This window comes from Streptomyces lydicus, assembly GCF_001729485.1.
GTDB lineage: Bacteria > Actinomycetota > Actinomycetes > Streptomycetales > Streptomycetaceae > Streptomyces > Streptomyces lydicus_D.
On sequence record NZ_CP017157.1, the window covers coordinates 8,045,991 to 8,064,703 of the forward strand.

15 protein-coding genes are annotated in these 18,713 nt (G+C 72.0%); 4 read left to right on the top strand and 11 right to left on the bottom strand.

The annotated features are described in order from the left end of the window. Positions 1-27: 27 nt before the first annotated feature. Positions 28-1,677 (bottom strand): long-chain fatty acid--CoA ligase, encoded by a 1,650-nt coding sequence (locus SL103_RS34935; RefSeq protein WP_069573059.1) that lies wholly within the window; start codon positions 1,675-1,677, stop codon positions 28-30. 224 nt (positions 1,678-1,901) lie between these two features. Here SL103_RS34935 and SL103_RS34940 point away from each other — a divergent pair, with 224 nt between their 5' ends. After that, positions 1,902-2,135, top strand: a complete 234-nt coding sequence (locus SL103_RS34940) for a hypothetical protein (protein WP_069573062.1) — start codon at positions 1,902-1,904, stop codon at positions 2,133-2,135. An 18-nt stretch (positions 2,136-2,153) separates the two neighbouring features. Here SL103_RS34940 and SL103_RS34945 read toward each other — a convergent pair whose 3' ends face one another. Continuing rightward, on the bottom strand, positions 2,154-3,995 hold the full coding sequence (locus SL103_RS34945) for a SpoIIE family protein phosphatase (protein WP_069573064.1): 1,842 nt from the start codon (positions 3,993-3,995) through the stop codon (positions 2,154-2,156). 124 nt (positions 3,996-4,119) lie between these two features. On the opposite strand from SL103_RS34945, the gene SL103_RS34950 reads away from it, so the two are divergent. Further along, the gene (locus tag SL103_RS34950; protein WP_079146141.1) at positions 4,120-8,511 is read left to right on the top strand and encodes a HAMP domain-containing protein; all 4,392 of its coding nucleotides are present in this window, start codon (positions 4,120-4,122) and stop codon (positions 8,509-8,511) included. After that, positions 8,508-9,278 (top strand): response regulator, encoded by a 771-nt coding sequence (locus SL103_RS34955; protein ID WP_069573065.1) that lies wholly within the window; start codon positions 8,508-8,510, stop codon positions 9,276-9,278. The genes SL103_RS34950 and SL103_RS34955 overlap by 4 nt, the downstream gene beginning before the upstream one ends. A 117-nt stretch (positions 9,279-9,395) precedes the next feature. Here SL103_RS34955 and SL103_RS34960 read toward each other — a convergent pair whose 3' ends face one another. From SL103_RS34960 to SL103_RS34990, 7 genes are all read right to left on the bottom strand, one after another. Next, positions 9,396-9,767 (bottom strand): hypothetical protein, encoded by a 372-nt coding sequence (locus SL103_RS34960; RefSeq protein WP_069573066.1) that lies wholly within the window; start codon positions 9,765-9,767, stop codon positions 9,396-9,398. 79 nt (positions 9,768-9,846) lie between these two features. Then, a complete protein-coding gene (locus SL103_RS34965) occupies positions 9,847-10,512 on the bottom strand; it encodes a DUF6313 family protein (protein WP_244304118.1) in 666 nt (221 codons plus the stop codon). A 209-nt stretch (positions 10,513-10,721) separates the two neighbouring features. After that, on the bottom strand, positions 10,722-11,948 hold the full coding sequence (locus tag SL103_RS34970; RefSeq protein ID WP_069574410.1) for a cytochrome P450: 1,227 nt from the start codon (positions 11,946-11,948) through the stop codon (positions 10,722-10,724). Positions 11,949-12,181: 233 nt separating this feature from the next. After that, positions 12,182-12,973 carry an ABC transporter permease gene (locus SL103_RS34975; protein ID WP_069573067.1) on the bottom strand — a complete coding sequence of 264 codons (792 nt, stop codon included), beginning with the start codon at positions 12,971-12,973 and terminating at the stop codon, positions 12,182-12,184. Further along, positions 12,970-13,956: an ATP-binding cassette domain-containing protein gene (locus SL103_RS34980; protein ID WP_069573069.1), complete on the bottom strand. Its 987-nt coding sequence runs from the start codon at positions 13,954-13,956 to the stop codon at positions 12,970-12,972. The genes SL103_RS34975 and SL103_RS34980 overlap by 4 nt, the downstream gene beginning before the upstream one ends. A 174-nt stretch (positions 13,957-14,130) precedes the next feature. Continuing rightward, a complete protein-coding gene (locus SL103_RS34985; protein WP_069573070.1) occupies positions 14,131-14,967 on the bottom strand; it encodes a DUF4097 family beta strand repeat-containing protein in 837 nt (278 codons plus the stop codon). 148 nt (positions 14,968-15,115) lie between these two features. Further along, on the bottom strand, positions 15,116-15,652 hold the full coding sequence (locus SL103_RS34990) for a histidine kinase (protein WP_069573072.1): 537 nt from the start codon (positions 15,650-15,652) through the stop codon (positions 15,116-15,118). Positions 15,653-15,941: 289 nt separating this feature from the next. Here SL103_RS34990 and SL103_RS34995 point away from each other — a divergent pair, with 289 nt between their 5' ends. Beyond that, positions 15,942-16,922, top strand: coding sequence for a patatin-like phospholipase family protein (locus SL103_RS34995; protein WP_244304119.1), 981 nt, complete (start codon positions 15,942-15,944; stop codon positions 16,920-16,922). Positions 16,923-17,018: 96 nt separating this feature from the next. Here SL103_RS34995 and SL103_RS35000 read toward each other — a convergent pair whose 3' ends face one another. Continuing rightward, positions 17,019-17,903, bottom strand: coding sequence for a TIGR03620 family F420-dependent LLM class oxidoreductase (locus SL103_RS35000; protein ID WP_069573074.1), 885 nt, complete (start codon positions 17,901-17,903; stop codon positions 17,019-17,021). 133 nt (positions 17,904-18,036) lie between these two features. Beyond that, positions 18,037-18,570 carry a SigE family RNA polymerase sigma factor gene (locus SL103_RS35005; RefSeq protein ID WP_069573075.1) on the bottom strand — a complete coding sequence of 178 codons (534 nt, stop codon included), beginning with the start codon at positions 18,568-18,570 and terminating at the stop codon, positions 18,037-18,039. Positions 18,571-18,713 lie beyond the last annotated feature (143 nt).

The window sequence follows — 18,713 nt, forward strand, 5'->3', positions numbered from 1 at the left end:
CCACCACCGGTTCCTGCCCGCGGAAGCTCACGCCAGCAGGGTGACGTCCAGCTCTCCGTCGGCGTACTGCCTGCGCAGCACCTTCTTGTCGAACTTGCCCACGCTCGTCTTGGGGACGGCGGGGATCAGCGCCCACCGCTCCGGCAGCTGCCAGCGCGCGATCCGCTCGCCGAGGAACGCCTTCAGCTCCGCGTAGCCGATGGTGGCGCCCTCGTTCAGCACGACGGTCGCCAGCGGCCGCTCGCCCCACTTGTCGTCCGGTACGGCCACCACCGCGGCCTCCAGGACGTGCGGGTGGGCCATCAGGTGGTTCTCCAGCTCGACCGAGGAGATCCACTCCCCGCCGGACTTGATGACGTCCTTGGCACGGTCGGTCAGGGTGAGGTAGCCGTTGGAGGTGAGGGTGCCGACGTCGCCGGTGCGCAGCCAGCCGTCGGGGCTGAACTTGTCGTCGGGGCGCAGCGGTTCGCCCTGGGCGCCGCCGTAGTACGCGCCGGCGATCCACGGGCCGCGGACCTCCAGCTCGCCGGCCGACTCACCGTCGTGCGGCAACTGCTCGCCGTCCGGGCCGATCAGCCGTGCCTCCACGGAGGCGGGGAAGCGGCCCTGGGTGGCGCGGTAGGCCCACTCCTCCTCGCCGCTCACGCCGGCCGGCGGGTGCGAGACGGAGCCGAGCGGCGACGTCTCGGTCATGCCCCAGGCGTGCACGACGCGGATGCCGTGCCGCTCCTCGAACCCGCGCATCAGGGCGGGCGGGCAGGCCGAACCGCCGATGACGACGGTGTGCAGACAGGCCACCTCGTACGGGTTGGCGTCGAGTTCGGCGAGCAGGCCCTGCCAGATGGTGGGGACGGCGGCGCCGATGGTGGGCCGTACCGTCTCGATCATCTTGGCGAGCGGCGCGGGCTGCAGGAAGCGGTCCGGCATCAGCAGCGAGGCGCCGGCCATGAAGGCGGCGTGCGGCAGGCCCCAGGCGTTGACGTGGAACATGGGCACGACCGGCAGGGTGATGTCGCGGGGCGTGAGCGCGAACGCCTCGGCGGTGTTGACCTGCAGCGAGTGCAGATACAGCGAACGGTGGCTGTAGAGCACGCCCTTGGGGTCGCCGGTGGTGCCGGAGGTGTAACAGAGCGCCGCGGCCTCGCGCTCGTCGATCAACGGCCAGTCGTAGGTCTCCGGGCGCCCGGCGATCAGCTCCTCGTAGTCGTGCACCCGGGCCCGTGCGCCGTCGAGGACGGAGGTGTCGCCGGGGCCGGCGACGACGATGTGCTCGACGGCGGGCAGCTGCGGCAGCAGCGGGGCCAGCAGCGGCAGCAGGCTTCCGTTGACGAGGACGACCCGGTCCTCGGCGTGGTTGACGATCCACACCAGCTGCTCGGCGGGCAGCCGCAGGTTGAGGGTGTGCAGCACCGCCCCCATGGAGGGGATGGCCAGATATGCCTCCATGTGTTCGGCGTTGTTCCACATCAGAGTGCCGACGCGTTCCTCGTCGGCCACCGACAGCTCGTCGCGCAGGGCCCGGGCCAGCTGGGCGGCGCGGCGGCCGATCGCTTCGAAGGTGCGCCGGTGCGGTTCACCGTCGGTCCAGGTGATGACCTGCGAGTCTCCGTGGACGGTCGAGCCGTGCGTCAGGATTCGCGAGACGGTGAGCGGTACGTCCTGCATCGTGCTCAGCACCGGGTGCCTCCGCGTTGTTACGGGCGGGTAGTGGTGCTGCGATTGTCACGGCATACCGGCTGGTATGTCACGCCCTCGGGGGTGTGTTCTTGCCAGCTCGTCACGGAGCGGCGGGGCGGCCGTTCACTCACAGGGATGTCCTTGCGGGCACGTTGCTTGTGCGGTGTCCGGCCGGGAGCCCACGCTGACGGACAACCGGTTACCTTTCCCCACAGGAGCGACATATGCGCCCCCCTCTCCGCCGCTGCCTCGTCCTCGCCGCCCTGGGCGGTGTCAGCGTGCTCGCGTGCGGCACCGTCGAAGCGGCCCCCCGGACCATGCCGGTCCACCGGCCGGCGGACGGCGCCGGGCCCGGCCGGTCGCCCCTCGGCGGGCAGTTCGACCCGGTCGTCGGGCGTGGCGGAGGGGTGCTCGCGGGCGGCGGGGAACTGCTGGTCAGCCGGGCCGGCGGGCGCTGAGCCCGCACCGGCCGCCGGTCACGGCCGCGGGTCGACCGTCGGCGGCACCGCCTGGAGGACCAGCACCGACAGATCGTCCTCGACCGGGCCGGAGCCGAAGTCGTGCGCCGCGCGCCGTACGTGTTCGGCCAGGGCCTTGGCGCCCAGGCCGATACCGTCCTTGAGGACCTCGATCAGGCCGTCGTTGTCGTCCAACTGCCAGTTGCCGCACCGGCGTTCGGTGACGCCGTCGGTCACGCACAGCAGCGTCTCGCCGGGCGCCAGGGCGAAGCTGCTGGCGTGGTACTCGGTGCCCTCGTCGATGCCCAGCAGCATCTGGGGTTCGGAGGCCGGCTCGACGGTGCCGTTGACGAACAGGTGCAGCGGCGGGGGGTGGCCGGCGCTGGCGACCGTACAGCGGGCGCCGGGCACCCCGGGGTCGACCTCCAGTTCGCCGTAGAGCAGGCTCAGAAAGCGGGAGCCGGCCTGCTCACCGCCGAGTTCCAGGGCCTCCGCGCTCTCCTCGGCCATGGCGAGGTTCAGCCGGCCGAGGACCGATTCGACGCCGTGGCCCTCGCGGGCCAGCAGGCGGACGAGGTGCCTGGCCAGTCCGGTGACCGACATCGCCTCGGGGTCCTTGCCCTGCACGTCGCCCAGCAGGAAGCACCAGCGGCGGTCGCCCATCGGGAAGACGTCGTAGAAGTCGCCGCCGACGGTCTGGCCCTCGCCGTGCGGCTCGTAGACGATCGCGGTGTCCACGCCGATGATGCTGGCCAGCGACGCGGGCAGCTGGCGGCGCTGGAGCGCCAGGCTGATGGTGGTCTGGCGGGTGTACTGGCGGGCGGTGAAGACGGCCTGCGCGACCCGGCGGGCGACGTCCTCGACCATCCGCACGACGGTGTCGGTCATCTGCAGGTGGCCGGCCCGGCCGAGCAGCAGGACGCCGTGGTCGGTGTCCCTGGCGACCAGCGGGAAGGCGAGCGCGGAGCCGCCCTCGGCGGTCGCGCCGGCGCTCTCCGGCCAGGGCCAGGGGGTGCCGGCCGTACGGACCAGGCCGGGCGGGTCCCGCTCCAGCTCGGCGCGGAGCGGGGCGATCCGCCGTTCGTCGACGTGCCAGACGCGGGAGAGCTGCATCGCGCTCCCCTCGCCGCTCAACCAGATCGCGCACCAGTCGGCGAGCCGGGGCACCAGCAGCTGGGCGGCGAGCGCGCTGACCATGTCCTGGTCGAGCTGCCCGGCCAGCAGCTCGCTGGTCTCGGCGAGGAAGGAGGGGCCGCCCCGGTCGGCCCATTCGGCGGCGTAGCCGTGCTGGAGCGCCGACCCCCTCCGGGACCGGGTCAGGCGGACGGGCGGCTCGCGCCGGGGCTCGGGGGCGGCCGGCCCGGGCTCGCCCTCGGTGGCCTCCAGGCGGAACCAGACCGTCTTGACCGACTGGCGGTAGGTGACGCCCCAGGACTCCGCCAGCGCGCTGACCAGCTGGAGGCCGTACCCCGGCTCACCGGGGCGGGTATCGACCCCGCCGCGTACCCGACGGGCGGGGTGCCGGTCGGAGACCTCCAGCACCACACCCACCGTCGCCCGGCCGCGGCCCTCCTCGGAGTCGGCGGGCGGACCGTGCTCGATGCGGCAGGTCACGTCGATGTCGGTACCGGCGTACATCACCGCGTTGGTGACCAGCTCGCTGGTGAGCAGGACCGCGGTGTTGATGAGTTCGGAGCTGATCGCCGCCGCCCCGGTGCCCGCGGTGGCCGACGGCGCGGCAGCCCGTTCGGCGAGCAGTGCGCGCACGAATTTGCGCGCTCCCGAGGCCGCGAGCTGGTTGGCCGGCAGACCTTTCCGGGACACGGACTCCGTCGCGTACGGGGAGGACAGCGCTGCCACTGTGCCCCCTGAAGATGCCGGGAAAAACTGATTACGAGCGCTTTATACTATGTCATATCCGCCCAATTGGATCACTTCACTCACATAGGTCTCTCCACGCCGATCACTGGGGGGATGGTGCGCCATGGCTCTAGACCCGGCCAGGCCCGAGCCTGCTTCCACACCCCCACCGCCCCCGGGGTCGCCGGAGCCGACCGGACCCCAGGACTCCCCGCGGACGGAAGCGTCCGTGCCCCCCGACGGGGACGGACAGTGGGTGCGGACGAGCGAGCTGCGACCGCTGCTGGCCGCGATGAACGCGCTGCGCGACGGGGACTTCAACGCCGGCGTGGAGCCCTTCCCGGGCGGCGGCGGGGCGGACGGCGTGCTGGCCGACATGGTCGGCGTCTTCCACCAGATCGTCGCCCGCAACGCCCATCTGGCATCCGAGCTGCAACGCGTACGCAGCGAGATCATCCGGCAGGGCCGGCTGGACGAGCGGATCTCCGCGAGTCCCGGCCAGGGGACGTGGACGACGAACATCGAGGCGGCCAACACCGTCCTCGAAGCCCTGGTCGTCCCGCTCGCCAAGGCCACCCGAGTGCTGGACGCGGTGGCCGACGGCGATCTGACCCAGCACGTCGACCTGCATGACGGCAACCGCCAGCTGCGCGGCGATCTGCGCCGCCTGGGCAGCGGCGTCAACCGCATGGTCGACCAGCTCTCGCTGTTCACCGGGGAGGTCACCCGGGTCGCCCGCGAGGTCGGCACCGAGGGCCGGCTCGGCGGCCGGGCCAGGGTGCAGGGGCTCTCCGGCGACTGGCTGCACGTGACCGAGGCGGTCAACACCATGGCGTCGCGGCTGACCGCGCAGGTCCGGGACATCGCCGTGGTCACCACGGCGGTGGCGCGCGGCGACCTGACCCAGCAGGTGACGGTCGAGGCGACCGGGGAGCTGCTGGAGCTGAAGCTGACCGTCAACAAGATGGTCGACCAGCTGCGGGCGTTCGCCGACGAGGTCACCCGGGTCGCCCGCGAGGTCGGCACCGAGGGCCAGCTCGGCGGCCGCGCCCAGGTCAGGGGCGTCTCCGGGGTCTGGAAGGACCTCACCGACAACGTCAACTTCATGGCGTCCAACCTGACCTGGCAGGTCCGCAACATCGCCCAGGTGACCACGGCCGTGGCCAACGGCGATCTGAGCCAGAAGATCACCGTGGACGCCCGGGGCGAGATCCTGGAGCTGAAGTCGACGATCAACACCATGGTCGACCAGCTCTCCGCCTTCGCCGACGAGGTCACCCGCGTCGCCCGCGAGGTCGGCACCGAGGGCCAGCTCGGCGGCCGCGCCCAGGTCAGGGGCGTCTCCGGGGTCTGGAAGGACCTCACCGAGAGCGTCAACTTCATGGCCGACAACCTGACGTCCCAGGTCCGCAACATCGCCCAGGTCGCCACCGCCGTCGCGGAGGGCGACCTCGGCAAGAAGATCACCGTCGAGGCGAAGGGCGAGATCCTGGAGCTGAAGTCGACGATCAACACCATGGTCGACCAGCTCTCCGCCTTCGCCGACGAGGTCACCCGGGTCGCCCGCGAGGTCGGCACCGAAGGCAACCTGGGCGGTCAGGCGCAGGTCAGGGGCGCGTCCGGGGTCTGGAAGGACCTCACCGACAACGTCAACTTCATGGCGCTGAACCTCACCTCGCAGGTCCGCAACATCGCCCAGGTGACCACCTCGGTGGCCAACGGCGACCTGTCGAAGAAGATCGACGTCGACGCCCGCGGCGAGATCCTGGAGCTGAAGGAGACCGTCAACACCATGGTCCAGCAGCTGCGCGCGTTCGCGGACGAGGTGACCCGGGTGGCCCGCGAGGTCGGCACCGAGGGCCGGCTCGGCGGCCGCGCCCAGGTGCACGGCGTGTCCGGCGTCTGGAAGAACCTCACCGACAACGTCAACTTCATGGCCGACAACCTGACGTCCCAGGTCCGCAACATCGCCCAGGTCGCCACCGCCGTCGCGAAGGGCGACCTGTCCAAGAAGATCGACGTCGACGCCCGCGGCGAGATCCTCGAACTCAAGACGACCATCAACACCATGGTCGACACCCTGTCGTCCTTCTCCTCCGAGGTGACCCGGGTGGCCCGCGAGGTCGGCAGCGAGGGCCAACTCGGCGGCCAGGCGCGGGTCGAGGGCGTCTACGGCACCTGGAAGCGGCTGACCACCAGCGTCAACGAGCTGGCGCTGAACCTGACCACGCAGGTCCGCGCGATCGCCGAGGTGGCCAGCGCGGTCACCCAGGGCGACATGTCCGGCTCGATCACCGTGGACGCCCAGGGCGAGGTCGCGGCGCTGAAGAACAACATCAACCTGATGGTCGCCAACCTCCGCGAGACCACCCGCGCCAAGGACTGGCTGGAGTCCAACCTCGCCCGTATCGCCAGCCTGATGCAGGGCCACCGCGACCTGGTCGAGGTCGCCGATCTGATCCTGCGCGAGCTGACCCCGCTGGTGAACGCGCAGTTCGGCGCGTTCTTCCTGGCCGAGGCGGGCGCCGAGCCCGGCGAGGGACTGGAGCTCATCGCCGGTTACGGCACCGGGCAGCCCGAAGGCCGCCGTTCGCTGCCGCGGCTGCGGCTGGGCACCCCCGGCTGGGGCCTGATCACCCAGGCCGCGATGGAGAAGAAGCGGATCGTCGTCGACGCCGTCCCGCCCGACTACATCACCATCAGCTCCGGCCTCGGCGCCGCCGCCCCCGCCAGCATCGTCATCCTCCCGGTCCTCTTCGAGGACCAGGTGCTGGGCGTCATCGAGCTGGCCTCCTTCAGCCGCTTCAGCGAAGTCCACCTCGCCTTCATCGACCAGTTCGTCAACACCATCGGCGTCTCCATCAACACCATCATCGCCAACTCCCGTACGGAGTCGCTGCTTTCGGAGTCCCAGCGGCTGACCGCCGAGCTGCGCCAGCGCTCCGACGAGCTCCAGCTGACCAACGCCGAGCTGGAGGAGAAGGCCGCCCTGCTGGCCACCTCCTCCCAGTACAAGTCCGAGTTCCTGGCGAACATGTCGCACGAGCTGCGCACCCCGCTGAACTCGCTGCTGGTGCTCTCCCGGCTGCTCGCCGACAACCCCGACGGCCGGCTCTCGCCGCAGGAGGTGGAGTTCGCCGTCACCATCCACCGCGCGGGCTCCGATCTGCTCCAGCTGATCAACGACATCCTCGACCTGTCGAAGATCGAGGCCGGCCGGATGGACCTGCACCCCAAGCCGCTGCCGCTCATCAAGCTGCTGGACTACGTCCGGGCGACGTTCAAGCCCCTCACCGTCGACCGCGGCCTCACCTTCGACATCAAGGTCGGCGACGACGTCCCCGAGGAGCTCTTCTCCGACGAACAGCGCCTCCAGCAGATCCTGCGCAACCTGCTGTCCAACGCCGTGAAGTTCACCTCCTCGGGCGGGGTGGAACTCCTCGTCCGCCGCGTACCGGGCACGGACTTCGACGAGGAGTCCCTGCGCACGGCCGGCGACGTCATCGCGCTGTCCGTGAAGGACACCGGCATCGGCATCCCGCCCGAGAAGCTCGACGACATCTTCGAGGCGTTCCAGCAGTCCGACGGCACCACCAACCGCAAGTACGGCGGCACCGGTCTCGGCCTGTCCATCAGCCGCGACATGGCGGCGCTGCTCGGCGGCCGGATCACCGCCGAGAGCGAGCCCGACGTCGGCTCGACCTTCACGCTGTACGTGCCCGCCCGCTACACCGCTCCGCTGCCGGCGCCCAGCCCCACCGCCGCGGCCCGTCCCGCGGACAGCGCCGCGCAGGCCACCCCCGGGCCCGCCGCGGTGACCCGGCCCGTGCTCGCCGAACACCTCACCACCAGGCCCACCCCGAGGACCGCCCCGGCACCGGACCGGGAACCGCCGGGCGACGACGGCTTCCCCGACAAGGAGGCGCGGGAGGACCTGATGTCCGGCACGACGATGCACGCGGCGGACGGCGGCGACGTCACCTGGCCCGAGACCACCCGGCTCAAGGACTGGCTCAGCGGGCGCCCCGGCCAGGTGCTGGCGAACCGCCGGATCCTCATCGTCGACGACGACATCCGCAACGTCTTCGCGCTCACCCACGTGCTGGGCCGGGTCGGCATCCGCGTGAAGTACGCCGAGAACGGCCGCGAGGGCCTGGAGGTCCTCGACCGGACGCCGGACGTCTCGCTGGTGCTGATGGACATCATGATGCCCGAAATGGATGGATACGAGATGATCAAGGCGATCCGACAAACGCCTCGTTTCGCGGAGCTGCCGGTGATCGCGCTCACCGCCAAGGCCATGCCGGGCGACCGCGAGAAGGCGATCGAGAGCGGGGTCAACGACTACATCCCCAAACCGGTGGACGTGGACCGTCTGCTGTCCGTGATCTGCGGGCTGCTGGACCCCGAGCCCGCCGCCTGCACGCCGGAGCCCGACGACTCCGAAGAGGCCGGTTCGGGCGCGGGCACCGGCACCGGCCCGGACGACCGGGGAACGGCGGGGCAGCAGCAATGACCACCGCGTCGGACACCGCCGGCATCCTCATCGTCGACGACATGGAGGAGAACCTCGTCGCACTGGAAGCCGTCCTCGGCTCGCTCTCCCGACGGGTGGTACGCGCCCGGTCCGGCGAGGAGGCCCTCAAGGCCATGCTCCGCGAGGAGTTCGCGGTGGTCCTCATCGACGTCCTCATGCCGGGCATGAACGGCTTCGAGACGGCGGCCAACATCAAGGGCCTGGACCAGACGAAGGACGTCCCGATCATCCTGCTCACCGGCGCCTCGGTCGACCCCAACTACGCCTACCGGGGCTACACGGTCGGTGCCGCCGACTTCCTGATCAAACCGTTCGACCCCTGGCTGCTGCGCACCAAGGTCAACGTCTTCCTCGAACTGCACCGCAAGAACCAGCAACTCGCCGCACAGGCCGAGCAGTTGAAGCGCCTGCTCACCGCCGACAACCGGCCCGGAGGCGAGGCGGGGGCCGCCGCCGGCCAGGAACCCGCGGACGACCGGGAAGCGGGCTCCCCGGGGCGCCCGGCCTCCCACGGGGACGACCAGCCGTCCCACGACCGCCCGTCCCACGACCAGCCCTCCCACGACCGGCCGCCGCCCTTCCCGGAGCCCCCCGAGGCGAGCCGCCTGGCGGACATCGCCGGCCAGCTCGCCGAACTGGAACTGCTGCTGCGCGACGCCAAGGGCACCGACCACACCAACCTCGCCGACCGCATCGCGGAGCTGGAACGGTGCGTGGGCCGGCTGCTGACGAGCCGGGAGGCGTAGGGCGGACGTCTTGAGCACCGGCTTGAGCACCGGCCCGCGCCGGGCGCGGGCGGAGGGCGGAGGGCGGACGGGGGCAGGCGGGGGCAGGCGGGGGGCGCCGCCGGGGAGCGCCGACGGCTAGTCGGGCATGCCGCCGCGTCCACGCCGGAAGCGGCCGCGCCCGGGGCGTTCGGGCGGTCGGGGGATGTACGGCAGCCGGTCCTGCGTCTCGCTCGTACGGCTCCATGCGCGGCTCAACGCCGGCCGGACGTAGGTGAGTTCGGTGCGTGGCGCCCGGGCCTCCTCGAACTCGCCCGGGTCCTGGCCGGTGACCGCTATCAGGTCGAGCAGCATCCGCTCCGCCAGATCCGGCTCCAGCTGGACGCCCACCCCTTCGGAGCCCCACCGCAGCACCAGCTCGGCGGCCCGGGTCAGCCCCTCGTCGGTGGCGGTGGGAAACGCCAGCGCCAGGGAAGCCCGGACGATCTCCACCGCACTTTCGGCCTGCATCAAACGCCGTCCTCTCCCCGGGAGTCAGCCGTTCGCCGCTCCGTTCCGCGCCACCACGCGCCCCGCGCCACCCGTGCCCTCACGGCTTCCGGGCGACGCACACCACGCACAGCCCGACCAGCGCGGCCGGCCGCATGTGGATGAGCGTCGCGTCCTGCGCCTGGCGCAGGCACTCGTGCCGGTCGAGCTTGGAGAACTGCTGGGTGCTCATGGTGTCCTTGATGATGACTTCCCAGTGGTCCTGGGCTTTCACCCAGTCGTTGCGGTGGGCGACGCGCACGAAGGCGTCCACGAAGACCTGCTCGGCCAGCGTCCCGTGGAAGTACCCGCCGAGGTAGTCGATCCTGGACGGCGGCCGCAGCCTGGCCGCCCAGCCGCGCCGCTGGAAGAGCGTGCTGGTCGAGATCGACTTCACGCTCTGGATGCGGGTGGCGATCACATGACCGGCCACACCACCGATGACCGCCGGCACGGCCAGCCAGCCGATGACGGACGCCAGCCACAGCAGCGTGTGCTGGGGCGGGTCGATCAGGGTGAAGGTCCGGTACACCTCGCCGGGACCCGCCGCCCGCGCGGCGAAGACGTACAGCAGGGTGACGCCGGTGGCGAACGGCAGTCCCCAGTCGATGGTCCACTGCGTCAGCCCGGCCAGCGCCTTCCGGGAGCGCCACAGCCGCCTGATCCTGCGCGTACGGCGTACCGGCGGCAGCGCCAGATCCAGGGGTATAGGGATCGGGTTGTTCAACGGCGCCCCCGTTCGTCCTGCTCACACACAGGGCGGGCCCGGCCGGTCAGGCACGCGCTCACCACGCAGGATTCTAGACACCCGGGCTGCGGCCCGTGCCGGTAACAGCGCTTTTGGGCAGGGGAGTTGACGCCCCCGGGGCTTCCGGTTCCCGGACTCAGTTCCCGGAATCGGGTTCCGGACTCAGTTCTCGGAATCGGTTCTCGGACTCAGTTCTCGGCCCAGGTGACCGGGAGGCTGTGCACGCCGTAGATGTTCATGTCGGTGCGCAGCGGCACCTCCTCCGGCGGGACGGCCAGGCGCAGGGTCGGGAACCGGGTGAGCAGGGCGGGGAGGGCCACCTTCATCTCGACGCGGGCCAGTTGCTGGCCGAGGCACTGGTGGATGCCGTGGCCGAAGCCCAGATGGCCGGTGGCCTTGCGGTGGATGTCGAGGGTGTCGGGGTCGGCGAACTTCGCCGGGTCCCGGTTGGCGGCTTCGAGGGAGAGGGTGACCGACTCACCGGCCTTGATCACCTGGCCGTCCAGTGCGACGTCCTCCAGCGCCACCCGCACCGTGGTGTGCGCGACGGTCAGGTAGCGCATCAGCTCCTCCACGGCCTGGTCGGCGAGGTCCGGGCCGCCGCGCAGGGCGGCGGCCTGTTCGGGGTGGCGCAGCAGGGCGAAGGTGCCGTGGGCGAGCATGTTGGCGGTGGTGTCGAGGCCGGCGGCGAGCAGGAAGCTGCCGAGGCCGCTCAGTTCCTCGTCAGTGAGGTCGGAGTCCCGGGCCAGGTCGCCGAGCAGGTCGTCGGTGGGTGCGGCCCGCTTGGCCAGGACCAGCCCGTGCAGGTACTCCTGGAGCCCGGTCATGGCCGCGTACTGCTCCTCCGGTGTCACGTCCCGCGTCATCAGCGCGACCGTGTGCCGGTGGAAGGTGTCGCGGTCCGCGTACGGCACGCCCAGCAGCTCACAGATCATCAGCGCGGGGATGGGCTGGGCAAACGCCGGAACCAGGTCCGCGCCCGGGCCCCGGCGTTCCATCGCGTCCAGGTGCTCGGTGGTGATCTCCTCGACCCGGTCGGTGAGCTGCCGCATCCTGCGGACCGTGAACTTACCCATGAGCAGGCGCCGGTAGCGGGTGTGTTCGGGCGCGTCCATCCCGGTCATGTCGCCGACCGGGGCCGGCGGCAGGGGGCCTTCGGGCCCGCCGGGGAAGGGGTAGTGCATCAGCTCGTAGCGTGCGCTGAAGCGCGAGTCACCCAATATGGCGCGGGTGACGGCGTGGCCGGTGGCGAGCCGGCCCAGATGGCCGTCGGGGTAGCGCAGCCGGCTGAGCGGGCGCTCCTCCCGCACCCGGGCCAGGCCGGCGGGCGGATCGAACGGGCAGCCGGTGGGGCGGGCCGGGTCCAGGGTGGGGACCTCCTGCGAGCCGGGAAGGTCCGACGGGTCGTGGGACATGTCGTGGGACAGGTCGTGGGGCATGTCGTGGGGCATGTCGTGGGGCATGTCGTGGGGCATGGTGTCCTCCGGTACGAAGGGAAAGCGGGCAGGCGGGGGCCCGGCGCGTGGTGGGCGTGCGAGCCCCCGGTGTGGTGTGTCCGTGCGGGCCCGGCGGCGGTTCGGGTGTGCGGGCCCGTGGGAGGTGGCGGTGGCGTCTCGGGCGGCGCCGACTCGGTGGTGCCGTACGCGGGTTACCGGGTGCCTGTGCGGTTGAAGGTGCGGCGGGCCCACACGTAGCCGACCAGGGTGAGGGCGAGGCACCAGGCGACGGCGAGGTAGGCGCTGTTGCCGATCTCGGTGCCCATCAGCAGACCGCGCAGCGTCTCGATGACCGGGGTGAACGGCTGGTACTCCGCGAACCAGCGCAGTCCCGTGGGCATGGAGTCCGGCGGGACGATGGCGCTGCCGAGGAAGGGCAGGAACGTCAGCGGCATGGGCAGGTTGCTGGCCGACTCGGGGTTCTTGGCCACCAGGCCAATTCCGGCCGCCAGCCAGGTCAGCGCCAGGGTGACCAGCGCGAGGACACCGAGGGCGGCGATCCACTCGACGGGAGAGGCCGTGGGGCGGAAGCCCATGGCCAGGGCGACGCCGATGACCAGGGCGATGGCGGCCATGGTCTGTATGACGCTGCCGACGACATGGCCGGTCAGAAAGGCGGCCCGGGAGATCGACATCGTACGGAACCGGTTGACGATGCCCTCGGTCATGTCGACGCAGACGCCGACCGCGGTGGCCAGCGCCCCGGAGGTCGCGGCCATCAGGATGATCCCGGGGGCGACATAGTCGATGTACGCGCCGCCGCCCTTGGACGAGCCGCCGATACCGCTGCCCAGGGCCCCGCCGTAGACGTAGTTGAACAGCAGCAGGATGACGACCGGCATCGCGACGACGGAGAACGTCATGGACGGGTAGCGCAGCGCGTGCTTCAGGTTGCGCCGCAGCATGGTCGCCGAGTCCCGCGCGGCGTAGGACAGCGTGCTCATCGGGCGTTCTCCTTCTGCGGGCCGGCCTGGCCGGTGAGGGTGAGGAAGACGTCGTCGAGGTCGGGGGTGTGCACCGTGAGGGCCTCGGCCTCCAGGGCCACGGACTCCAGGACGTCGAGGACGGAGCGCAGAGCGGGGATGCTGCCGTCGCTGGGAATGCGCAGGGCGAGCGCCTCGCCCTCGCGGGTCGCGGTGCCGAAGAGGTCGGCGGCCGAGGCGAGCCTGCGCTCGTCGGCGAACCGGAGGCGGAGGTGACCGCCGGGGATACGGCGCTTGAGCTCCTCCGCGGTGCCCTCGGCGACCAGCACGCCCCGGTCCAGGACGGCGATCCGGTCGGCGAGCTGGTCGGCCTCCTCCAGGTATTGCGTCGTCAGGAAGATCGTGACGCCCTCGTCGGCGACCAGGCTGCGGATGGTCTCCCACATCGTGCGGCGGCTGCGCGGGTCGAGTCCGGTGGTCGGCTCGTCGAGGAAGATGATGCGGGGATCGCCGACCAGGGTCATCGCGAGGTCGAGCTTGCGGCGCATACCGCCCGAGAAGGTGGCGACCGGCTTGCGGGCCACCGCGGTCAGCTCGAAGCGGCGCAGCAGCTCGGCGGCGCGGCGGCGGCCCTCGCGGCGGGGCAGGTGGTGCAGGTCCGCCATCAGCAGGAGGTTCTCCTCGGCGGTGAGGAGGTTGTCCACGGCGGCGAACTGGCCGGTGACGCCGATCGCGGCGCGTACCGCGTCGGCCTCGCGGACCAGGTCGTGGCCCGCGAGCCGGGCCTGGCCGGCGTCGGCGGGGAGAAGCGTGGAGAGGATCTGCACGGTGGTGGTCTTGCCGGCGCCGTTGGGCCCGAGCAGGGCGAAGACCGTGCCCTCGGGGATGGTCAGGTCGATGCCGTCGAGGACGACCTTGTCTCCGTAGGACTTGCGGAGGCCGACGGCGGTGAGCGCCGCGGCCGTTCTCGTCGGTGGGACGGCGGTGGTGGATGCTGCGGTCATGGCGGAAAGGTCCCCCCTAAGGTGTGGCCGGCCATGTCACGTGCTGCCGTTGCGGTGCGGTGCGAGGCGGTTCTGGTGGGGCTGAGCTGCGGCATCTGTGTGGTCGGTGCGTTCTCTGTGCGGTGCGGGGCACGGCGCCTCGGCGGCTGCCGTGCGGTGGGTGTCTTCGCGAGGTCAGGCGCGGCGGATGACGATGTCGCCGAGGGCCGTACGGGCCCGCACCTCGACGGTCTCGTCGGACGCGTCGGGGCCTTCGGCGGCTCCGAGTTCGTTGCGCACACCGCCGAGGCGGGTGTTCACGTCGAGCCAGGCGGCGGTGGACCGACGGATGCCGACCTCGATGTCACCGGCGGCCGCCTCCAGCACGACCTGGCCGCGGGCGACCTCGCCGACCCGGAGGGCGCCGTTGGCGGACCGGGCGTCGACTCCGGCGTGGGCGACGCCGACAGAGATCAGGCCGTTGGCGGATTTGGCCCGCAGGTCGCCGTGCACCTCGCCGATCACGCTCTCGCCGTTGCCGTTCTTGACCGCCGCGGTGCCCGCGATCTCGCCGATGTCGATCCGGCCCATGCCCGCGACCTCGGCGTCCCCGGTGATGCGGTCCACGCTGATGCCGCCGTGGTCGGTCCGTACGTTCGCCGTCGCGGCCTCCTCGACCTGGATGGTGCCGACGGAGGTCTTGATGCGGCAGTTCCCGAGGCGGCCTTCGCAGACGATGTCGGCCACGGGTGTGGTGACCTGGACATCGGAGCCGGCCGGCAGCTCGATGCTCACGTCGATCGAGCCGTTCCTGCCGAACAGGGAACGCTTCTTGGGGCCCTTGACCACCAACTGGCCGTTGGACAGCGAGACCTTGGTCTGCTGCGCGACCCGCACATCGGCGTCCTCCGCGGCGTTGCTCGGCACCACCTCGACGACGGTGTCCGTGCGCTTGCTCGCGCTGATCCGGGCGGAGCCGACGTCGAATTCGAGGGTGACGGAGATGGGTTCCGGAGTGTCGTATCCAGGCATGGCTGTGCCGTCCTTTTGACTGTGGTCTGCGTTTCCGCTGGTGAAGCGGGTGTGGGTGGGGTGGGCACGGTAGGTGTGGTGGGCGCGGTAGGTGGGGTGGGCACGGTAGGTGTGGTGGGCGCGGTAGGTGGGGTGGGTGCGGTCGGGTCTAGCGGACCCAGCCCGTGAAGCCCTGCTGGCCTCGGGGGCGGTTGGGGGCTGACGGCCGGCTGAGGCGCTCGCCCGGTTCCAGGGCGGTGGCCACGGCCCGCACGAGCCAGGCGTTCACCGAGAGGCCCTCCCGCCCCGCGGCGTCCTCGACCCGGGCCTTGAGGTGGGCCGGGAGACGGAAGTTGATCCGCGCCGTGCCGCCCTCCTCCGCCTCCGCGGGCACCGGCGCCGGGTGCGCCGCCGCACCGGTGGCGCTCCCCAGTTCCTCGACCGTTTCGTACGGCTCCGCGCTCGGCGGCATGCTCACCACGAACTCGGGGTCGAGCCCGCGCAGCCGTACATCGACCGAGCCCGGCGCCAGGTCACGGGTGACCTCTCCCATGGCGGCGGAGAGCGCGTTGAGCAGGGTGAGCCGGGCGGCCGACTCAAGGGGTGTGGTGAGGCGTTCGGCCAGCGCTCGGGCTTCGTCCCCGCCAGCATCGGCGGCGACCGCAAGCTCGTGCCGGAGATTGTCGACGTACGGCGTGAGGTCCATGACGCCATGATGGCACCACAATGACGCCATCGCAAGCATCTTCGGCGCGCGAGCGACGCCCCCATGGCGACAGGGCGAGAAAGGCGCAGGTCAGAGGCGGCGCCATGGTGACGGGTTACGGCGCACAGACATGGCGCCACTGCGGCGCCACAGGCGGTGCCACCCGGTTCGGGCAGCGCCGCGGCGGGCAGGAGTCGGCCCCAGGAACAGCTCCCCCGCCCCTGGTTCAGGGTGTTTCAATGACCACCGACCTACAGGGGGAACAATGCACGTAGACGTAGACACAGCCGTGGACAGAGATGTTGACCTCGGCCGCGGACTCGTCCTGGGCCCGGGAGGAATCATCGGGACCGCCTGGACGGCCGGGTTGGCCCACGGGCTGCGCCACGAGGGCGTGGACCTGGGCGAGGCCGAACTGACCGTGGGCACCTCGGCCGGCGCGATCGTCGCCGCCGCGCTCAGCAGCGGCCAGGACCTCGAACGGTTCGCGGCTCCCGCCCCTGTCGCGGGCCCCCGGCCGCGGACGGACGCGCGGCTCATGGGCGAGGTGTTCGCCGTGCTCGGCAACCCCGGCCTGGAACCCGCCGAGGCCAGGCGCCGGGTGGGACGGATCGCGCTCGACCACGCCGATCCCGAGGCGGAACAGGCGCTGCTCGCCGTGCGGCGGGCCCTGATCGGCACCGACACCTGGCCGGACCGTCGGCTCCTGATCACCGCGGTGGACGCCGCCACCGGTGAACCGGTGGTCTGGGACCGCTCCAGCGGTGTGCCACTGACGCAGGCGGTGGCGGCGAGCAGCGCGTTCCCCGGGGCGGCGCCCCCGGTCACCGTCCAGGGCCGCCGGTACATGGACGGGGCGCTGCGGTCGGGCACCAATGCCGACCTCGCCCGGGGATGCCGCGCCCTCCTCGTCGTCGACCCGATGGCGCACCTGCACCCCCAGGAGCCGCGCGACACGGAACCGCTCGGCACGGAGCCCCGCGGCACGGATCCCCGCGGCACAGAGCAGGTCGGCGCCGAGCCGGTCGGCGCCGAGCCGGTCGGCGCCGAGCCGGTCGGCGCCGAACTCCCGGTCGCGGGAACGGACTCCGTGGTGACCGTCGTCCCGGACCCGGCCTCGGTGCGCGCTTTCGGCGCCGACCTCAATGACCCTGCGGCCCGGGAACCGGCCTTCCGCGCGGGCCTCCACCAAGCCGCCGCTGTCGTCGCGCAGTTGCGTCCCTGGGCGGCGGCGAAGTCCGGTGCGGCGCCGCGTCCGACGCGCCCCTGACCGCGCGGCGTTCGGTACGCCGTCCGACGGGGGAGCGGCTCCGCGGCTACGTCCGACGGGGGAGCGGCTCCGCGGCTACCTCCGACGGGGGAGCGGCTACGTCCGGCTGGGGAGCAGCTCCCCGGCCAGCGCGCGCCACTCGTCCAGGGGGAAGGCGTGGAGCTGGTCGGTGACGACCTGGACCGCCACGTGGTCGGCGCCCGCGGCGAGGTGGTCGGCGATCCGGGCGGCGGCCCGTTCGCCGACCCGCTCCGGGGTGCCCCAGGTGAAGAGCGCGTCGATGAGGCGGTCGCTGCCGCGCTCCGCCAGGTCGTCCGCGCCGAAGCCGCACCGCAGCCAGCTGTTGGCGTAGTTCGGCTGCGCCAGATAGGGCGCGAGGGCCGCGCGGGCCCGCGCCCGGGCCTCGGACGGGCTCGCCGCGCGCACCACCGACACCGAGGGCGCCAGCAGCGGGCCGTCCCCGAGCAGCGTGCGGGCGGCGGCGGTGTGGGCCGGGACCGTGAGGTGGGGGTGGACGCCGGCGCAGCGCGCGGCGGCGAGCCGGGTCATGTGCGGCCCATGGGCGCCGAGGAACCGAACGCCTCTCGGCAGCACGGGAGTTGATCCGTCCAGGGCGTCGAGATAGCCGCGTAACGCCGTATAGGGCCGCTGGTAGCGCTGCTCGAACTGCGGGTGGCTCACGCCGAGGCCGAGGAGCAGGCGCTCGCGGTGGTCCGCGGGCAGGGCGTGGTACGTCGCGGCGAGTTCGGTCGCGGGCTGGTGCCAGATCGACACACATGCCGGTGCCACGACCGTGCGGCCGGTCGCCGCCAGCAGCTCGGCCGTCGTGACGAGGTCACCGCGGGGATTGAGCCCGGGACTGCCGCCGAGCCACAGCGTCCCGTACCCCAACTCCTCCAGTTCGGCGGCGGCTTCCCTCGCCCGGCCACGGTCGCCGTGCGCGAAGGCCCGGCTCCAGATACCTATGCGTCCCAGGTCCATGGCCTCTGTGTACCGCCGGGTGTCCGCCCTCGGGCCCGTGCGCGACCCGGTGGCCGGAATGGCGCGCGCATCCGCCCGAGACGCCGCTCTTGACCGGCGGGCGGGGCACGGCCCCCGGTCCGTCGCCTCCGGCCTACGCGATCATGGCGAGTTCGGGGTCCTCCCGGAGCTTGGCGAGGGCGCGTGAGACGGCGCTCTTGACCGTGCCGATCGAGACCTCCATGACCTCGGCGGTCTGGGCCTCGCTGAGGTCCTCGTAGTACCTGAGGACGACCATCGCCCGCTGGCGGGCGGGCAGCCGCAGCACCGCGCGCCACATCGCGTCCCGCAGTCCCGCCAGCTCGGCCGGGTCGGGCGCGGGCAGTGGGTCAGGCTCGGGGAGCTCGTCGACGGCGAACTCCTCGACCTTGCGCTTGCGCCACTGGGAGGTGCGGGTGTTGATCAGCGCGCGGCGGACGTAGCCGTCCAGGGCGCGGTGGTCCTCGATGCGTTCCCAGGCCACGAAGGTCTTGGTCAGCGCCGTCTGCAGGAGGTCCTCGGCGTCGTTGGGGTTGGCGGACAGCGACCGCGCCGCGCGCAGCAGAACCGGTCCCCGGGCCCGTACGTAGGAGGAGAACGAGGGGAACACGGCGGCGCTCGAAGCGCCTGTACACACTGGCGTGGTCATGGCCTCCACGCTAGAAGCGAGGGTGGGTAGCAGGGATCGGCCCAAGGTGCCGAAGCGCCCTCCCCCTCAAGTTGTACGGCTGGGGCAGGCCCCACCTCCTTTGGGGGGAGGGGTGGGGCGGAGGGTCCCTTAGGGCGGGCGGA